The sequence below is a fragment of the Selenomonas sp. oral taxon 126 genome (genome assembly GCF_001683335.1).
Taxonomy (GTDB): Bacteria; Bacillota; Negativicutes; order Selenomonadales; family Selenomonadaceae; genus Centipeda.
In genome coordinates this window covers 2,442,553-2,461,375 of the sequence record NZ_CP016201.1, presented here as the reverse complement: position 1 = coordinate 2,461,375, position 18,823 = coordinate 2,442,553, and the positions used below count along the sequence as shown (strand labels likewise).

At 54.1% G+C, this 18,823-nt stretch carries 18 protein-coding genes; 1 reads left to right on the top strand and 17 read right to left on the bottom strand.

Features of this window, described 5'->3' with window-relative positions; all coding sequences use genetic code 11:
* The 8 genes from AXF19_RS11160 to cobO form a co-directional block, all read right to left on the bottom strand.
* Positions 1 to 408: cob(I)yrinic acid a,c-diamide adenosyltransferase (locus AXF19_RS11160; RefSeq protein WP_066848874.1), on the bottom strand; the 408-nt coding region annotated here is incomplete at its 3' end.
* Positions 408 to 2,477 carry a polyribonucleotide nucleotidyltransferase gene (locus AXF19_RS11155; RefSeq protein ID WP_066848872.1) on the bottom strand — a complete coding sequence of 690 codons (2,070 nt, stop codon included), beginning with the start codon at positions 2,475 to 2,477 and terminating at the stop codon, positions 408 to 410. The genes AXF19_RS11155 and AXF19_RS11160, both read right to left, overlap by 1 nt.
* A gap of 125 nt (positions 2,478 to 2,602) precedes the next feature.
* Complete coding sequence (gene rpsO, locus AXF19_RS11150) at positions 2,603 to 2,869, bottom strand: 30S ribosomal protein S15 (RefSeq protein WP_006306336.1); 267 nt, start codon at positions 2,867 to 2,869, stop codon at positions 2,603 to 2,605.
* Positions 2,870 to 2,954: 85 nt separating this feature from the next.
* Positions 2,955 to 3,914: a bifunctional riboflavin kinase/FAD synthetase gene (locus AXF19_RS11145; RefSeq protein WP_066848870.1), complete on the bottom strand. Its 960-nt coding sequence runs from the start codon at positions 3,912 to 3,914 to the stop codon at positions 2,955 to 2,957.
* A gap of 43 nt (positions 3,915 to 3,957) precedes the next feature.
* Positions 3,958 to 4,869, bottom strand: coding sequence for a UDP-N-acetylmuramate dehydrogenase (gene murB, locus AXF19_RS11140; RefSeq protein ID WP_066848868.1), 912 nt, complete (start codon positions 4,867 to 4,869; stop codon positions 3,958 to 3,960).
* A complete protein-coding gene (locus AXF19_RS11135) occupies positions 4,869 to 5,360 on the bottom strand; it encodes a tRNA (cytidine(34)-2'-O)-methyltransferase (protein WP_066848859.1) in 492 nt (163 codons plus the stop codon). The genes murB and AXF19_RS11135 overlap by 1 nt, the downstream gene beginning before the upstream one ends.
* Positions 5,361 to 5,504: 144 nt before the next feature.
* Positions 5,505 to 7,157, bottom strand: coding sequence for a dihydroxy-acid dehydratase (gene ilvD / locus AXF19_RS11130; protein ID WP_066848856.1), 1,653 nt, complete (start codon positions 7,155 to 7,157; stop codon positions 5,505 to 5,507).
* Between the two features lie 204 nt (positions 7,158 to 7,361).
* A complete protein-coding gene (gene cobO, locus AXF19_RS11125) occupies positions 7,362 to 7,898 on the bottom strand; it encodes a cob(I)yrinic acid a,c-diamide adenosyltransferase (protein ID WP_066848853.1) in 537 nt (178 codons plus the stop codon).
* Between the two features lie 40 nt (positions 7,899 to 7,938).
* Here cobO and AXF19_RS11120 point away from each other — a divergent pair, with 40 nt between their 5' ends.
* Positions 7,939 to 9,558: an SGNH/GDSL hydrolase family protein gene (locus tag AXF19_RS11120; protein ID WP_066848850.1), complete on the top strand. Its 1,620-nt coding sequence runs from the start codon at positions 7,939 to 7,941 to the stop codon at positions 9,556 to 9,558.
* 34 nt (positions 9,559 to 9,592) lie between these two features.
* On the opposite strand, the gene queA is transcribed toward AXF19_RS11120, so the two are convergent.
* From queA to AXF19_RS11075, 9 genes are read right to left on the bottom strand one after another with little or no spacing between them, the layout of a single operon-like run.
* Positions 9,593 to 10,624 (bottom strand): tRNA preQ1(34) S-adenosylmethionine ribosyltransferase-isomerase QueA, encoded by a 1,032-nt coding sequence (gene queA / locus AXF19_RS11115; protein WP_066848847.1) that lies wholly within the window; start codon positions 10,622 to 10,624, stop codon positions 9,593 to 9,595.
* A gap of 17 nt (positions 10,625 to 10,641) precedes the next feature.
* A complete protein-coding gene (locus tag AXF19_RS11110; RefSeq protein ID WP_066848845.1) occupies positions 10,642 to 11,790 on the bottom strand; it encodes a SpoIID/LytB domain-containing protein in 1,149 nt (382 codons plus the stop codon).
* Positions 11,791 to 11,811: 21 nt separating this feature from the next.
* Entirely contained in the window at positions 11,812 to 12,408 is a 597-nt protein-coding gene (locus AXF19_RS11105; RefSeq protein ID WP_066848844.1) for an epoxyqueuosine reductase QueH, read from the bottom strand.
* Position 12,409: 1 nt separating this feature from the next.
* Positions 12,410 to 13,447: a Holliday junction branch migration DNA helicase RuvB gene (ruvB, locus tag AXF19_RS11100; protein ID WP_066848842.1), complete on the bottom strand. Its 1,038-nt coding sequence runs from the start codon at positions 13,445 to 13,447 to the stop codon at positions 12,410 to 12,412.
* A gap of 12 nt (positions 13,448 to 13,459) precedes the next feature.
* On the bottom strand, positions 13,460 to 14,062 hold the full coding sequence (gene ruvA / locus AXF19_RS11095) for a Holliday junction branch migration protein RuvA (protein ID WP_066848838.1): 603 nt from the start codon (positions 14,060 to 14,062) through the stop codon (positions 13,460 to 13,462).
* A 19-nt stretch (positions 14,063 to 14,081) separates the two neighbouring features.
* Positions 14,082 to 14,576 (bottom strand): crossover junction endodeoxyribonuclease RuvC, encoded by a 495-nt coding sequence (gene ruvC, locus AXF19_RS11090; protein WP_066850250.1) that lies wholly within the window; start codon positions 14,574 to 14,576, stop codon positions 14,082 to 14,084.
* A 59-nt stretch (positions 14,577 to 14,635) separates the two neighbouring features.
* Positions 14,636 to 15,364: a YebC/PmpR family DNA-binding transcriptional regulator gene (locus AXF19_RS11085; RefSeq protein WP_066848835.1), complete on the bottom strand. Its 729-nt coding sequence runs from the start codon at positions 15,362 to 15,364 to the stop codon at positions 14,636 to 14,638.
* Positions 15,365 to 15,403: 39 nt separating this feature from the next.
* Positions 15,404 to 16,609 carry a tyrosine--tRNA ligase gene (gene tyrS / locus AXF19_RS11080; RefSeq protein ID WP_066848832.1) on the bottom strand — a complete coding sequence of 402 codons (1,206 nt, stop codon included), beginning with the start codon at positions 16,607 to 16,609 and terminating at the stop codon, positions 15,404 to 15,406.
* A gap of 12 nt (positions 16,610 to 16,621) precedes the next feature.
* Complete coding sequence (locus AXF19_RS11075; RefSeq protein WP_066848829.1) at positions 16,622 to 18,709, bottom strand: transglycosylase domain-containing protein; 2,088 nt, start codon at positions 18,707 to 18,709, stop codon at positions 16,622 to 16,624.
* Positions 18,710 to 18,823 lie beyond the last annotated feature (114 nt).

Here is an 18,823-nt window from a genome sequence, read left to right as displayed (position 1 = left end):
CATCTGCTCACGCCGCAAGAGTCCAAAGGAAAGGGCGATGTTGATCTCATCGAGAATGACGAGATCCGTCTCTCCTTTGGATATGACAGACAGTGCTCGCGCAAGCCCCGATGTGAGCAAGGCGACATAATCATCGGGCGGCTGTCCCTTGGGGAAAATAACGACATCATCCCCAAACGCCTCGCGCGCGCGTTCATCCATCATCCCCTCTTCTGCAATAAAGAAGGGCTTACCCGTGGTCTCAAGCGTCAGATTCGGCATTTTCTGCAAAATATGCTGCTCGCTGTAGGCAAGGCTCTTCATAAACTGCATGAGAAACACACGATGACCTGCGCCCAGCGCGCGAATGGTAAGACCAATTGCCGCCGTCGTCTTCCCCTTCCCGTCTCCGGTGTAGACCTGAATCATCAGAGAAGAGCCTTGTGGCTGACGTTGATACGTCCCTTCTCGTCGATTTCGATGACCTTGACCTCAAGCTGATCGCCGATCTTCACAACATCCTCGACGCTCTCGACGCGATGTTTTGCAAGCTGCGAGATATGGCAAAGACCTTCCTTGCCGGGAAGGAGCTCGACGAACGCGCCGAACTTCAGGAAGCGCGTGACGCGCCCCGTATACACCTCGCCGACCTCAACCTCGCGCACGATATCCTCGATCATCTTGCGCGCGCGATCCATCGCCTCCATGTTGGGCGATGTGATGAAGATATTGCCGTCCTCATGGATATCGACATCGACGCCTGTTTCATCAATGATCTTGCGGACAACTTTGCCGCCCGTTCCGATGACATCGCGGATCTTGTCAATGTCAATGGTGATAACCTCTACGCGCGGCGCATATGGGGAGAGTTCAGCCGCAGGCTGGGCGATGCATTCGAGCATTTTTTCAAGGATGAATGCCCTTCCCTGCTTTGCCTGTGCAAGTGCCGCCGCAAGGATATCGCGCGTAATCCCGGCGATCTTGATGTCCATCTGGATCGCCGTGATACCCTTGGAGGTGCCGGCGACCTTGAAATCCATGTCGCCGAGCGCGTCCTCCATCCCCTGAATATCGGTCAGGATGGAATAGTCGTCCCCATCGCGCACAAGCCCCATTGCAACACCGGAAACGGGACGCTTGATCGGAACACCCGCGCACATCAGGGAAAGCGTACTGCCGCAAACGCTGCCCATCGAACTCGAGCCATTCGACTCGAGAATCTCCGATACGAGACGAATCGTATACGGGAAATCCTCAATCGACGGAATCATCGGAAAGAGCGCACGCTCCGCGAGTGCACCATGTCCGATCTCACGCCGTCCGGGGCTGCGCATGGGGCGCGCCTCTCCGACACTGTAGCCCGGGAAATTATAGTGGTGCAGATAATGCTTCGTCGTCTCGGGTCCAAGCCCGTCGATAATCTGTTCATCTCCGATCGAGCCGAGCGTGGTGACGGTGAGCACCTGTGTCTGACCTCTGGTGAAAAGCCCGGAGCCATGCGTGCGCGGCAGAATGCCGACCTCACAGCTGACAGGACGCACCTCGTCCAGCGCACGACCGTCCGGACGAATTTTCTCGTGCGTAATCATATGGCGGACAATGCCCTTTTCGATCTTGTAGAGAATCTGCGAAATCTCCTTCGCGGCGTCCGGATACTCCTCGATGAAATGTTCTACCGTCTCCGCTTTTATCGCGGAAATATCTGCGTCGCGCATGAGCTTGTCACTGTTGCGCGTTGCGGCGTCGAGACGCTCCTCGGCATAGGAGCGCACCTTGGATTCGAGCTCCTCGGAGACAGTGAAGATGGCGGGTGTCTGTTTCTCCTTACCGCAGGCTGCTTGGATATCGTTCTGGAACGCGACAAGACGGCGAATCTCGGCATGACCAAAGAGGATCGCATCGAGGACCACTTCCTCAGAAAGCTCATTTGCACCTGCCTCGACCATCATTACAGCGTCATAGGAACCCGCTACCGTAAGATTGAGCTGCGAAACTTCCCTCTGCGCCTCCGTCGGATTGATGACAAATGCGCCATCGACATAGCCGACACGAACGCCGGCAATCGGCCCCATAAAGGGAATGTCCGACACAGTGAGAGCACAGGAAGCACCGAGCATGGCGGCGATTTCCGGAGGATTGTCCTGCTCTACGCAGAGAACTGTTGCCACGATTTGAACGTCATTCCGAAAGCCCTCGGGGAACAGCGGGCGGATGGGACGGTCAATCAGGCGCGCGCAGAGCACAGCATCGCTGCTGGGGCGTCCTTCTCTCTTGATGAATCCGCCGGGAATCTTTCCCGCCGCATACATCTTCTCCTCGTAGTCCACCGTCAGCGGGAAGAAGTCAACGCCCTCACGCGGAGCACTCGAAGCCGTCGCCGTCACCAAGACTACGGTATCGCCATAGCGAACCAGAACAGCGCCATTTGCCTGCTTTGCCATTTTCCCATGTTCTACGGTGAGCTTTCGTCCGCCCAACTCAATTTCGAAACACTGCATAATATCCTCCTAGGTCTCTCTATTCGTTCCATATGACAAAAGCATTCGACAAAATATCATAGAATCCTTGTCCCAACAGCAAAAAAGCGGGGAATCCCCCGCTCTTTCTCTCCGTGTTCGGAATATTACTTACGCAGATTGAGCTTCGTAATGATCGAGCGATAGCGCTCAATATCCGTCTGATACAGATAGCTCAGAAGGCGACGACGATGTCCAACCATCTTCAGAAGCCCACGGCGCGAGTGATGATCTTTCTTGTGTTCCTTCAGGTGCTCCGTCAAATACTGGATGCGTGCCGTCAGAACGGCGATCTGCACCTCCGGCGAGCCCGTGTCGCCCTCATGGACGGCATGTTCCTTGATGATTTCCTGTTTCTTTTCCTGTGTGAGCATTGGAATCCTCCTCATAATTTTTTCACCACTGACCAAGAAAACGTCGGATTATTCGTCATCTGAGTCATGGTTCTGTTAGCGCTCATCATATTACCATAGAAATATTTTCTTGTAAATGAAAACTTTTTTCAAACTTTCGTTCGACTTCTCGTTTATCCTCTGCAATCTGAGCGATGAGCGCATCAACGGATGCAAATCGCAGTTCATCCCGTATTTTCTCATAGAATGTGACCATGATCTCGCTGTCATAAAGATTTCCCGAAAAATCGAAAAGATGAACTTCGAGGCGTCGGTCGCAGCCGTCGAATGTAGGATTGTTTCCTATGTTGGCAACACCACAGTAAAGCAGCCCCTGATGCATCACCGTCACGGCGTAGACACCGTTTGGCAGACGCTCATAGTCCTCGCGCAGAGCAATGTTCGCAGTGGGAAAGCCGAGTGTCCGCCCTCGTGCCTGTCCGTGAATCACCGTGCCGATGATGGTAAAGGGATAGCCGAGATACTCTCTCACACGCGCAAGTTCTCCCTGTGCAATCAAGGCGCGAATCCGCGTACTGCTCACAGGTGCGCCGTCGCGCATCACGGAGGGGCATACGATCAGCTGAAATCCATACGTTTCGGAGTTCTCCCGCAAAAGTGCAGTTGTTCCCTTCCCGCCGCGTCCAAACGTATAGTTTTCTCCCACGACAATATACTTCGGGGAAAAACAGCGCTGCAGCAGCTGCATGAAATCATCGGCAGACGTTTCGGCAAAATCGGAGGTAAAGGGGATTTCAACGAGGGCGTCTGCACCGAGATGATTGAGTATGCGGGCGCGCACGGCGTCGCTCCCAATGCGACGCGGTGCACCTTCGGGTGCAATCACAGAACGTGGATGATTTGCAAACGAAAAAACAAGCGCAGTTCCATTAATTTCCTGCGCTTTCGCGACGGCAGTCCGAATGATTTCCTGATGCCCGATATGAAGGCCGTCAAACATGCCAAGTGCAACGACGATACTAGGATGTTTTGATGAAAAATCAACAAGCTGACTATATTTTTCCATGCAGAAGAAACATACTCCTCAAAAATGTGTTGGCAACTACCTCTTAGGCTTCTCCGATGATGCGCAGCTCCGGAAAAAGCTGTACGCCATGCGCTGCATAGACCCGCTTCTGAATGATCGAGATCAGCTGCTGCACATCGTCTGCCGTAGCATTGCCGATGTTGATCACAAAGCCCGCGTGTTTTTGTGAAACCTGTGCGCCGCCGACCGTGAGACCCTTTAATCCCGTCTGATCGATCAGCGTCCCCGCAAAGTATCCGGGCGGTCGCTTGAACGTACTTCCCGCACTCGGATAAGACAAGGGCTGCTTGCTCTCGCGCCGCTGATTCAGATCTTCCATCCGTGCAAGGATCAGAGCCTTGTCATCTTCGTGCAAATGCAGGCGCGTTTCACAAATTGCCTCATCGCAGCCATGAAAAATGCTGTGCCGATAGCCGAAATCCATTTCCTCAGCGGAGTACAGACGCACATTGCCTTCGAGCGAAACGGTTTTGACCGACACGACGACGGATTTCATCTCGCCGTCATAGGCACCGGCGTTCATAAAGACCGCCCCGCCCATGCTCCCGGGAATCCCACAGGCAAATTCCAGCCCTGAGAGTCCATACTCCTGTGCACGAGCAGCGGCGTCACGCAACAGTGCCCCCGCGCCAACGATGAGATCCGTTCCCTCGCGTGACAGAGCCGCCATCTTTCGGCTGAATCGTATGACAAGACCGCGAATACCGCCGTCACGCACCAAAAGATTGGACCCGTTTCCGAGCAGCGTCACCTTCTCGCCATATTCCCTCGCCATACGGATAATCCGCTGGACTTCCTCCGTATTTTTCGGATAGAAGAGGAGATCCGCAGGCCCGCCGATCCGAAACGTCGTATGAAAGCGCATAGGGGCATCGGTAAAGAGCCGCGCGGCATCAAACTCTCTGTAACAGGCACGCACGAATTCCTTGTTCATCAATGATCTCCCCCATTGCAGCCCGTTCCTGCAAGACGCAGTTCAGCAAAAGAGTTTTGACGCAGCGCCTCATATGCAACGACGGCAACGGCGTTGGACAGATTCAGCGAACGCGCGCCTGCGTGCATCGGTATGCGTATCGTATGCTCCTCATTTGCGGCCAGCAGGGACTCCGGCAGACCCGCAGTCTCCTTTCCGAAGACGAGAAGAGCATCCGATGTATAGCAAATATCGGAGTAGATATGCGCCGCCTTCGTCGTGCAGAAGTAGAATGGATGTCCCTCATACTGCCGCTGCACATCTGCAAACGAGTCATGATAGTGCACCTTGACGAGATGCCAGTAGTCCAGCCCTGCCCGCTTCAAATATCTGTCATCTGTCGAAAAGCCGAGTGGACGCACGAGATGGAGATCCATCCCCGTACCGGCGCATAGGCGCGCAATATTCCCTGTGTTTCCCGGGATTTCCGGCTCGACAAGGACAATGTGCATGAATATGAGACCTCACTCTCTGCCAGAAATAATGCAACGTCATTATATCGAATTACACTTAAGGAAGCACGGACTTCATTTTATCAGCGATTCCTTAAAAAAACAACCCACAGGAGCAGAAAGGCCTGTGGGTCGCATGTATTCCTACTGCAAAACAGCACCCGTGTTCGCAGACGTTGTCAGCTTTGCATAGCGCGCAAGATAGCCCGTGTTGATCTTCGGCGCCGGCTGTACCCATTTCGCACGGCGATGCGCAAGCTCCTCATCGCTGACCTCGAGCTCGAGCTTTCGATTCGGAATGTCGATCAGAATCGTGTCGCCGTCCTCAATGAGCGCAATCGGACCGCCCGACATCGCCTCAGGCGAGATGTGTCCGACGCAGGCGCCCTGACTCGCGCCGCTGAAGCGCCCGTCCGTGATGAGACCGACCTTCAGCCCCATGCCCGTGATGACCGCCGTCGGATTCAGCATTTCCTGCATCCCGGGGCCGCCCTTCGGGCCTTCATAGCGGATAACGACAACATCGCCGTCGTGGATCTTCCCCTCCATGATGGCATTGACACCATCCTCCTCGGAGTTGAAGCATTTTGCCGTGCCGCGATACGTTAGCATATCGTCCGCCACCGCTGACGCCTTGACAACGGCGCAGTCCGGTGCGAGATTCCCGCGCAGAATGGCAAGACCGCCCTGTGGACGATAGGGATTCTCGACGCTGTGAATCACCGTAGAATCCAGAACCTCTGCGTGTGCAATTCGATCGCGCACTGTTCCCGTAACGGTCAGCGCATCCAAGTGGAGCAGAGCCCTCTTCGACAGCTCCTTCATCACCGCCGAGATTCCGCCCGCCTCATTCAGATCCTGCATATGATGCGTTCCGGCAGGACTGAGCTTCGTGATATACGGCGTGCGTCTGCTGATTTCGTCAAAGAGCGGCGGCGGCAGCTCGATACCCGCCTCATGTGCAATCGCCGTGAGATGCAGAACGGTATTGGAAGAGCCGCCAATGCCCATGTCAACGGTGATCGCATTCTCGAATGCCTCACGCGTCATAATATCGCGCGGGCAAATGTTCTTCTCAATGAGGTCGAGGATGACGGCACCTGCCTGCTTGGCAAGGAGGCGGCGCTCACCCGTATAGGGGGCTGGAATCGTGCCGTTGCCGGGAAGCCCCATGCCGAGCACCTCGGTCAAGGAGTTCATCGTATTCGCCGTGAACAGACCGGAACAGGAGCCGCAGCTGGGACAGGCGTGCTCCTCGATGGCTGTCATCTCGCGCGCATCTATTTTCCCCGCCGCGAACATGCCTGCCGCCTCGAACGCCTGACTGACACTAATATCGCGCCCGCGATGGCGCCCAGCAAGCATGGGGCCGCCGCTGACGAGAATTGCGGGGATGTTGAGCCGCGCCGCCGCCATGAGCATGCCCGGTACAACCTTGTCGCAGTTCGGGATGAGGACGAGTCCGTCAAATCCCGATGCCATTGTAACGGACTCAATGGAGTCCGCAATCAGTTCTCGGCTTGCGAGGGAGTATTTCATCCCCGTGTGCCCCATGGCAATACCGTCGCAGACACCAATGGACGGGAATTCGATTGGCGTTCCGCCGGCTGCTGCCACACCAAGCTTCACGGCTTCCGCAATCGTGTTCAGGTGAAAATGTCCCGGAATAATCTCGTTGAACGAATTGCAGACACCAATCAGCGGTTTTTTAAGATCTTCAGAACCATATCCGTTTGCATGAAAAAGCGAGCGATGTGCACAGCGTGTCGCCCCTTTTTTTACGACATCACTTCTCATAAAAACTCTCCTAATTCTACTATCGTTTATGGAAGCTATGCTCTTCCATAAATAAAAGATAACATAAACACATGACAGAGATTTTAACGCATTCCATGATTTTTTTCAACAGCTTATCTCAAAGAGCACTGTTCTCACGTGGCATACGATGAGTGAATGTGTTATAATCTGATTGTTTCTCGCATGCAGATTCTCAGAGTTTCCTTAAAACTCAATCCCTCTCTGTGCCTTGATTCCCTTTTGAAAGGGGTGCTTCACAAGGCGCATCTCGGTGACGAGATCGGCTTGGTCGATGAGTTCGGATGAGGCATTTCGTCCCGTGAGGATCAGGTGGGTTCTTGCGGGACGTGCTGCGAGCAGCATCTCCAGATCATCCGATTGGATAAATCCAAAGGAGTATGCATAGTTGAACTCATCGAGAATGACCATGTCCCACGTATCGCTCTGGAGCTCTGTCATTGCCGTTTGGAGAAGTTCGACAGCAGCGCGGCGGTGTTCTTCCTTTGCGTCGTCACCTCTCTGCGAAAAACCAAGCCCCCCCTGCCTGATCTCGATGCAGCCATTCATGGATGAGAGGGCTTCGATTGCAGCGAGTTCGCCGTAGTTCCAACTGCCCTTGATGAATTGCAGAATGAGCACGCGCATATGATTTCCCCATGCACGCAGCGCCATTCCCAGAGCCGCCGTTGTCTTCCCCTTTCCTTCACCGGTGTGAACGATGACAAGACCTTTGTTTTCCATATGAATTCCTCAACTTTCTACAAAATATTTGGGTGAACGCATGAAGCATTACTTTTTTTTCACGGGTATTATTTTTCTCGCCGTCCTCGGCTGTATTTTCCTCATCGAGAAAATGGACGTCCTGCACCTGAAACAGATGGACATTACAGCCGAAGTTCACGAAACAGACGGCAGTTCCACACTCGTGTGGGAGCGTCTTCCCTATCCCTGCTATTATCGCATTGATACCTACATCAAGACAACGGGGGCAATCGCCGAAGAGTCCATCTATGAACACGTAAAAACAGAGTTCAGCACCACGCCGTCCTGCAAGGTCTCCTCCGCTCCGATTCCATTCTATTATCGCATTACAGCCTATGGAATGTTTGGTGCGGTGACATCCCCGTCGACACCAATTGCGGCACCGTATTTCATGGCAAAAGCGCCCATTCCAATCCGTCACTATACGGAGGACGCACCTGCCAGCCTCAAGCCCTTTCTGCTCTGGCACAGCATTCCGAATGCGGTGCTCTATGAGGTCGAGCTGCTCTCCGCGCCACCTGCACAGGAGGGCGGTACAGATCCTTCACCAACAAACCATCTGATGAGCACGCGCAGTATTTTCACAAATGGCTGGCAAGCCGATCTGCGCGCCTATCAATCCTACGAAAAGATATATTGGCGCGTGCGGGCGCTCGGACTGAAACACGAGGCAATCGGAGAATTCTCTCCCGCCGAGGAGCTTTATCTGGACAAATCCGCAGACTTTCCAAATCGTCCGATTCCGAACACCTTCGATCAGGTAATGGATTTCCATCAGCCCATCTATCCTGTATATCAGTGGATTCCTCTAAACGGTGTGACACGTTATGAGGTCGAACTGCTGACGGAATTGCCCGCAGAGGAGCATGGAACGACCCCCGATCCAAACCGCGCATGGGCACAGACGATCACCGACACCAACGCTGTTTATGATGAGTATGCGCGCCCCTATGCCGGCATATATTACTGGCGTGTGCGCGGATTGGATGACGAAGATAATACAGTCGGCACGTGGTCGGATCTCGCCTCGTTCACCGTCGATTCTGCGGCGAATCACATCTATGCAGCGGCGCTCGGGGACAGCATCACGCACGGCGGGGGCGCCATATCATGCTCGCCTGCATTCCTCGAGTACAGCTATACAACCTATCTGCCGTTTGAATGCCTCAATCTCGGACGCAGCGGCGATACATCGCATACTACGCTGGAACGCTTCGAGCAGGATGTGCTTCCCCTGCATCCGGCAAATCTGCTGATTCTGACCGGATCGAACAGTCTGCGCGCCTATGGTGTCACGGCACAGGACATCATCGACGATCTGGATGAGCTGCAAAAGAAATGTTTGAACCACGGCATTCGCCCCATCTTCCTGACACTCCTGCCGCTCAATCCGGAACGCATCTCACTTGCCTTCCACTCAGAGACAGATCCCTCGTGGAGATGGAAGATGATGGCCGTCAACACGTGGATCAGAGCACAGGAATTCTATGTGGACATGGAGCCACATTTCTACGACAAAGAGAAGCGCATCATGGATCCACTTCTCTCGACGGACGGGCTGCATCCCGATATCAACGGAAAGCGGATGATGGCGGAAATCATCAATGAATGTCGTGAGCTGTTCCGCGAACTTCCATAAGCAGAAACAACGCGATGAAAAATCGCGTTGTTTTTTATTGCCGTGATTGGATGAGCATGGCGTCGCCAAAGGAAAAGAATCGATACCCCTCTTCGACAGCCGTTCGATATGCATCGAGTGTAAACTCCCGCCCGGCAAACGCGCTGATGAGCATGATGAGCGTCGATTTAGGAAGGTGAAAGTTTGTGATTACAGCGTCCACAATCTTGAATTCATACCCAGGATAGATGAAGATATCCGTCCACTCCGTTCCCGCTTCGACCACCCCTGTTGCCGACGCTGCGGATTCCAGTGTGCGAATAGACGTTGTTCCTACAGCGACAACGCGCCGCCCCTCTTTCTTTGCTGTGCGGATGAGTTCTGCTGTTTCCGCTGAAACCGAATAAAACTCGCTGTGCATCACATGATCTTCAATGGTATCGACCTGAACGGGACGAAATGTTCCAAGCCCGACATGAAGCGTAACAAAGCCAAATTGGATGCCCTTTTGCCGCAGTTCCTCCATCAGTGACTCTGTGAAGTGCAACCCGGCCGTCGGTGCAGCTGCCGAGCCTTTGACACGGCTGTAGATCGTCTGATAGCGCTCCCGATCTTCCAACTTCTCATGAATGTATGGGGGAAGCGGCATCGTGCCCAAGCGATCCAGAATCTCCTCAAAGATGCCGTCGTAGATAAATCGTACGATACGCCCGCCAAAATCCGTATGAGCGACAATCTCACAGGATAATTCTTCCGAGAATTGGATGACGGAGCCTACGCGCACCTTTCTCCCCGGCTTGACCAATGCCTCCCATTGATCTTTTTCGATCTGACGCAGGAGAAAGACCTCGACCTTGCCCCCCGTGTGCTCCCGCGCGCCAATGAGACGCGCAGGAATGACGCGCGTATCGTTGAAGATCAGAAGGTCGCCCCGCTTCAGGAAGTCTCCGAGCTGAAAAAAACGCCGATGCTCTATCGTATGATTGGATGGGTCTAATACCATAAGCCGCGAACTGTCGCGCGGCTCCATGGGAATCTGAGCAATGCGTTCCTCCGGAAGATCATAGTCAAAATCAGAAATATCCATGTAATTAAGCACCTTGCCTAGTATAATTTTTCAAGTGTTACGCCGGAATAGTAGTAGAGCAGAATGTCCTTGTATCCTTTCCCGCTGTCTGCAAGCGCCTTTGCGCCCCACTGTGACAGCCCCAGTCCGTGACCGGAGCCATATCCGCTGAATACAACTTCTGTACGACCCACGCGTATGTCAAACAGCGTGCTCGGAAGCGAGAACATGGAGCGGAGATCATTGCCCGAGAGACTAATGCGCCCCTTCGTTCCAACAAACTCTGCCATGCGAACGCGCCCGGACGGCGTTCGGTCAGCACTGCCTTTTCCAATCGTCAATGGAGAAAGTCGTATCTCTTTGAGCGTACCGAGACTTTTACCGCCTGCCTCGATTTTCTGCACAAAGGATGCCATGGAGACCGTACGGCTCCACGGTTGGGTCTGCGTACGGAGCTCTTTCACAGCCCGCAGATAGGGCACGGGACTCCCCCACACATGCTCGCTGAATTCGGTCATCCCGCCCGAATCCGTGTGAAAGAGTGCGTCGATGACAGCCCCCTTGTAGAATAGCACTTCTCCGCGCGTACTGTTGACAGCCTCTGTCGTTGCGCGTGTTTCAGCGGACATACCTTCATAGACCTGACAATGCGCGGTATTACAGAGGTCAAATCCCTCCGCCATGTGCCGCTTGCGGTTCTTCAGTGCAAAGGTGCGCGCCGCCACACTCTGAGCACGCAGCGCTTCGGCAGACCAACTCGGCGGCATCTCCTTCGGAACGACGCCGTAGAGATAGTCCTCCACGGGTACATTGTTGACGACGGTCATCCCCTGCTTCTTCAAAAGAGTGATAAATCCGCGATAGGGCATCCCATTCACCTGAACAAAGCCTGTGGATTCTGGCTGAATCACCAAACGCTCGCCCTTGAGCTCCTTTTCATTTGCTAAAAAACGATCCCGAATCATGCGAACAGAAAGCTCTTGTCCCTGCGGAATTTTCATCATCGGCTCTTTCTCCGGATCGTTATAGACGTATAGAGCGCCGCTCGTTGCCGAGAGACGAACTTGCGATACGCCCTGGCTTAGCCCGATCGTGATTTCGGGCTGCCATGATGCTGTAGCCGTCATAGGAAGAACTGTAATCGCAGCAAAGAGCACGGAAACACATAGGAAAAGATACCGATTCATAGCAAACTCCTCTTCTGACCGTTATGCCATTAACCGCAGGCGTTTCTTCTCTTTGTTTTCCTTGCGCTGCAGCTTGCGAAGCTCCCGACTGTACCGCTCCTCTTCGCTGAATACGCAGCCGCAGTAGGACTGACGGTAGAGTCCCATGTCTTTGCTGAGGTCGATTCCCTCCTGCCAGCCGACACGAAAGTCCTCGTAGTAAAATGCAACACCGTATCGCTTCGCAAATTGTTCCGCAACGGAGCGCATGAGATCATGCTGCTGATAAATGCTGTAAAAGAGCGTGGATGTGAACGTATCAAAGCCGTGTGCTGCAGCATAGCGTGCCGTTTCCTCCAACCGCCATGTATAGCACATACGGCAGCGGCCTTTGCGCGTCCCCTCCGCCGGCAGAGCCCGTTTCAGGAACTCGCGCATTGCATACTCCTCGTCTGCAATGAAGTCCATCTGCGAGAGCTCGGCAAATTTCCGTGCATTCTGCAGACGTTCATTCCACTCCTGATAGGGGTGGATATTGGGATTGAAGAAGTATCCTGTGGGCTCGATTCCATCAGCACGCAGTTTTTTTAATGGGTAGCAGGAACATGGTCCGCAGCACATGTGCATGAGCAGATTCATCTCAGAGCAGTTCTCCTTGTCTGTCATCATTCGCAGGAAACGGAATCCCCATATGCTCGTATCCGCCGCGCGTGACAATCCGCCCGCGTGCCGTACGCGCGATAAAACCAAGCTGAATCAGATAGGGTTCGTAGACATCCTCGATGGTTTCCACCATCTCGCTGAGAGCCGCTGCAAGGGTCTTCAGTCCGACAGGACCGCCGGAGAACTTCCGAATCATAACCTCGAGCATGTAGCGATCCTTGTTTTCGAGACCGTTCTCATCGATCTCGAGTGCCTCCAACGCCTCGACCGTCACCGCCTTCGATATAACCGTCTCCCCCGCCACCTGTGCAATGTCACGCACGCGTTTCAGAATACGGTTTGCCACACGTGGCGTCCCCCGCGATCGCCGCGCAATCTCGAGCGCCCCCTCCCGCTCAATGCGGACGGAAAGAATCTCTGCCGTACGCTCGATAATGAGGAGCAGCGCTTCCGGCGTATAGTATTCGAGGCGCGACTGAATGCCGAAGCGGTCGCGCAGAGGCGCCGAAAGAGCCCCCGTCTTGGTCGTTGCGCCGACGAGGGTGAACGGTGCGAGGTCGAGCCTCAGAGAGCGTGCACTCGGTCCTTTCCCGATGATGATGTCAATCGCATGATCCTCCATCGCAGAGTAGAGAATCTCTTCAACATGGCGGGAAAGGCGATGTATCTCGTCAATAAAGAGGACATCATGCTCCTGCAAATTTGTAAGCAGGGACGCAAGATCCCCCTGCCGTTCAATGGCGGGCGCCGAGGTTTGGCGGAAATTCGCACCCATCTCATTTGCAATGATTGCGGCAAGCGTTGTTTTGCCAAGTCCGGGGGGACCGTAGAGCAGCACGTGATCCAAGGACTCATGCCGTGAGAGCGCCGCCTGTATGAATTTGGACAGATTCGACTTCACCTTGTCCTGCCCGATGTATTCGTTCAGCCGACGCGGGCGCAGACTGTACTGCCAGCCGTCTGCAGCCTGCTCCTCGAAGGAGATGAGTTCCTCATCCTCATACATATCCGTCATCAAATCCCCCTCTCAAAACCGCTGCAGCTCGGACAGCGCATAGCGGACGAGTTCTTCCGTACTCTCTCCGTCGCTCTTCTTCCTGAACACCGCCTGAATCTCACTCTGCTGGAAGCCGAGACTGAGGAGCGCTTCGGTCGCCTCGGCAATCATATCGCCCGTGCCTTCGTGAATATCGACCGTATCAACGGGCTCGGAGGACGCATCGAAGTCGGCAGATGAAATTTTATCCTTGAGCTCCAATATAATGCGCTCGGCGGTCTTTTTGCCAATGCCCGGCAGCTTTGTAATCGCCTTGACATCCTTCTGATGAATCATTCGGTAGAAATCGTTTGCAGAAGTTGAAGAGAGTATCCCCTGCGCGACCTTCGGTCCGATGCCGGAAATGCCGATCAGATGCTGGAAGAGGTCGTACTCCTCCTGCGAGAAGAATCCATAGAGAAGGATTGCATCCTCACGTACGTGTGTATGCACGTAAAGCAGAGCCTCCTCACCGACGGAGAGATGTGTGCGCGTCGCATGTGATATGAAGACGCGATAGCCGACATCGCGGACATCCAAAAAGCAGTAATCCGAAAAAATATGCGCGACCCTGCCGCGTAAAAAACCTATCATTGCTTCCCTGCTCCTCAATCTAGATGCAATTGCGCCATGCAATGCTGTCTACACAGTGCGCGGCACTGATGGCGACGGCAAGTGCATCCGCCGTATCGTCCGGATGGGGCGGCGCGGGAAGGTTCAGCAGCTTCGTCACCATGTATATGACCTGTTCCTTCGTTGCCTTTCCATAGCCCGTCACGGACTGCTTGACCTGCAACGGCGTACGCTCCACAATCGGAATATTGTTCTTTGCAGCGGCGAGCAACACGATGCCGCGCGCCTGACCGACCGGAATCGCCGTGGTCACATTCCGATTGAAAAAAAGCTGCTCCACCCCCATTGCATCGGGAGAATACTTTTGAATGAGCGCTTCCAATTCCGTATAGATTTTCAAAAGTCGTTTTTCGACCGCCATTTTGGACGGCGTCGTGATTGCCCCATAGGCGTGGGCGCGCAGACGCGAACCCTCCTGCTCCACAAAGCCATAGCCGCAGATGGCAGTTCCTGGATCGATACCGAGTACTAACATCTTCTCATTCTTAAAAGAGTGCAGACGCATCGTCTGCACTCTGATAAGCACTCCTCTGCTTATTCATCCATTTCATAGTTGCTGTAGACGTTCTGGACATCGTCATTGTCCTCGAGCGTGTCGATCAGGGTCTGCATCTTTTCGGCGTCCTTGTCGGCGAGATGCACTGTCGTATCGGGCACCATCGTCACCTCGGCAGATGCCGTCTCGATTCCCTTTTCTCCGAGGACTGTCTCGATCACCTCAAAGGCCTCCGGCTCGGCAATGATTTCAAAGACATCGTCCTCGGAGCGCATATCCTCTGCGCCCGCCTCCAAGACGATCTCAAGGAGGGCATCCTCATCGTCAAACGCCTCGCGCTCCACGATAAAAACCGCCTTTTTCTTGAACATCCACGCAACGCAACCGTCCTGCCCGAGGTTGCCGCCATACTTTGAAAAGAGATGGCGCACATCCGCTGCCGTACGATTGCGATTGTCCGTCAGGATGTCAAGCATGACGGCAGTACCGCCCGGCCCGTAGCCCTCATAGAGGACTTCTTCGTAGTTGCTTCCCTCGGTCGTGCCAAGCCCCTTCTGGATGGCACGATTGATATTGTCCTTGGGAATATTATTTGCCTTCGCCTTGGAAAGCGCGAGCTTTAGGCGCATATTGCCCGTGGGGTCTCCGCCGCCCATGCGGACGGCAATCGTGATCTCACGTCCGATCTTCGTTGTGATCTTTCCGCGAATGGCGTCATTTGCCCCCTTCTTACGTTTGATATTTGCCCATTTTGAATGTCCCGACATTGTTTGGTCTCCTTCCTGACCCACTCTGCATGGAGGAGGTCAATATACAAGCTGATAGTGCTTTTTCTTTCCTTTTTTGACAAGCGCAGTGCCCTCAGAGAAATCGTTCTCGCTGAGAACATAGTGCTCATCCTCAATGCGGACATCGTTCAGCGTGAGCCCGCCCTGCTGGATCATGCGGCGTGCCTCCCCCTTCGACGGGAATACATCGCCGCGCGTGAGCACATCCACAAGTTTTTCGCCGATTGCAGCGCGAATCTGCGGAAGCTCCGCCGCCATACCGCCGCCGAAGAGCGCCTTTGCCATCTCCTGCGCCTTCTGCGCCTCCTCTTCCCCGTGGACGATCTTGGTCGCCTCATATGCGAGGATCTCCTTGGATCGATTGATCTCCTGTCCCTCGGCTGCCGAGAGGCGACGCACTTCATCCATCGGAAGATAGGTGAGCAGGGAGAGACAGATCTCGACATCGGCATCGTCGATATTGCGCCAGTACTGGTAGAAGTCATAGGGCGAGGTTTTCTCGGGATCGAGCCAGAGTGCGCCGCCCGCTGTCTTGCCCATCTTCGTGCCATCGCTCTTTGTCAGCAGCTTATTCGTGAGTCCGAACACCGTGATATTCTTCTTGCGGCGGCAGAGCTCGACACCTGCGATGATATTCGACCACTGATCATCTCCGCCCATTTCCAGCTTGCAGCCATAGCGTTTGTTGAGCTCGAGGAAATCATACGCCTGCATAATCATATAGTTGAACTCGAGGAAGGTCAGCCCCTTCTCCCAGCGCTGCTTATAGCTTTCTGCCGCAAGCATACGATTGACGGTGAAATGCGAACCGACATCACGCAGGAGTTCGATGTAGTTGAGCTTGCGCAGCCAGTCCCCGTTATCCACCATGATCGCCCGATCATTCGAGAAGTCAATGAAGCGCGAGATCTGCCTGCGGAAGCAGTCGCAATTATGACGAATGGTCTCATCCGTCATCACCTTGCGCATATCCGTGCGTCCCGACGGATCTCCAACCGTTCCGGTGCCGCCTCCAACGAGACAGATGGGACGATGTCCTGCACGCTGCAAATGCGACATTGCCATGAGCGCGATCAAATGACCTGCATGGAGGCTGTCTGCCGTGGGGTCAAAGCCGGTGTAAAAGGAAACCTGCTCCTGCCCGAGAAGCTCGCGCAAACCGTCCTCATCGGTGCATTGTGCAAGAAAACCGCGCTCTTTCAGTATATCAATGGCGTTCAATATATTCCCTCTTTCTCAGTTCTGTCCTTTTTCTACGCCCATACCAGGCTCGGGCGCATCTCCTGATGGCGGAGATGTGCCGTGCGACGGAGGCTGTGCGCTGTTTGTCTCGCTCTTATTGGAGCCGGAGGTCGTCGTCTTCCCCGTGTCCTTCCCTTTATCGTCCTTTTTTTTCGGATCGTCCTTTTTCTTTTCAGGATCTTCAGTCGGAAGCTCCGTTGCAGACGATGCGGCAAAGGCGGGAGAGCTTTCGAAATGACTTACGGGAAGCCCTGCGTTCGCCTTCAGCATGAATGCCTGCCAGATGGCGGCAGGCGTCGTCCCGCCCGCCATACCGGGCAGATCACCCTCGCTGTCGTTGCCAATCCAGACACCTGCCACAAGATCGGGCGTATATCCAACAAACCACGCATCGTGATAGTCGCTGGTCGTACCCGTCTTTCCCGCCGCAGGTCTGCCGATGTCGGCACGTGTACCCGTACCACGTCGGATGACCTCCTCCATCATCGCCGTCATTGTGGCGGCGTTCGCTGCGGAGATGACGCTCTTTTCCTTCCGCTCCGCCTCCTCGAGTACCTTGCCCGTACGTGAGACGACGCGGAGAATGGAAATCGGCTGAACATGGATGCCACGATTCGCAAACGTACCATACGCACTCGTGAGCTCGAGTGGGGTGACGCCACGCGTCATACCGCCCAGCGCGATGGCAAGATTGCGGTCGTTCGTTGCACCGTCGAGCACAAATGTCGATATGCCCATTTGCTGCGCATAATAGATTGCCTTGTCGATGCCAATGTCCTGTGCAATACGAACCGTCGGAACATTCAGCGACCATTGTACGACATCGCGCAGGCGCACCTTGCCCGAGAAGTTACGGCTGTAATTCTGTGGCTCCCATCCGCCGATATTGAGCGGCTTGTCGTCGATGACAGTATCCGGCGTGTAGTTATTCTCAAGCGCTGCAGCAAAGACGAAGGGCTTGAATGCAGAACCGGGCTGACGCACTGCCTGCGTCGCACGATTGAACTGATCTGTCCCGCGGCCGCCGACCATTGCACGGATGTATCCTGTGTGCGGGTCGATGGCGACCAGCGCGCCCTGCGGCTGGACGATGCCGTTCGCATCCGTGTAGTATGTAGGAAGGTTCTGCATGGCGCTTTCCGCCGCCGCTTGGAGATCCATGTCAATGGTGGTGTAGATCTTCAGCCCATCCTTATAGATGGCATCATCGCCGTATTTCTCGGCCAGCTGCTGCAGCACATAGTCCACGAAATAGGAGGGGCCATCTCCGCCGTCATTATTGCTCTTCGCGATGGCGAGCGGTTCCTTTTTTGCAGCATTTGCTTCCCGCTCGGTGATATAGCCATATTTGACCATCTGATCGAGAACGACTTCCTTGCGCTCGGTTGCCGCCTCCATATTGTTGATCGGAGAATAGTAGTTCGGACTCTTGGGGATACCTGCGAGCATGGCACATTCATTCAGCGTCAGATCCTTGACATCCTTGCCAAAATAGGTATGTGCTGCTGCCTGAACGCCATAAGCTCCCTGACCAAAATAAATCTGGTTCATATAGAGTTCGAGGATTTCCTGCTTCGTATACTGACGCTCGAGCTGAAGTGCCAGAAATACTTCCTGTATCTTGCGCTTCAGTGTCCGATCCTGCGTCAGATAGGCATTCTTGGCCAGCTGCTGCGTGATCGTAGAACCGCCCTCCGTGAGTTCGCGTCCACTGATATTTGCCCAAACAGCACGCATAATGCCACGGGGATCAATGCCGATGTGATCGTAGAACCGATTATCCTCAACGGCAATGAAGGCATTCTGTAGATCCTTCGGAATCTCATTGATGCTGACAGGTCTGCGATTTTCAGCGGCATGGATATTGGCAATCTCATTGCCGTGAATATCATAGATCTGCGACGATGCCGGCGGCACAATATCCTCCGCGAGATTCGGTCTGGTATTCAGACTTGCCGTGAGGAATCCGCATCCGACGCCAATGATCATGACGAACAGGATCAAACCCATGACGAGAATCGCTTTTCCAAAAATGGAGCCGTTATTTGACTTCTTTGTTGTTTTCTTTTCGCTTTTCTGCATAGATACCTTCCTGTCTGGATGTCTCTCCACGGAGCATTGTGCGTCCAATTCCCCTTATTTTAACACAAACTGCAAGTTTTGTAAGGATATTTTCTCAAAAATAGAAGAGCATAC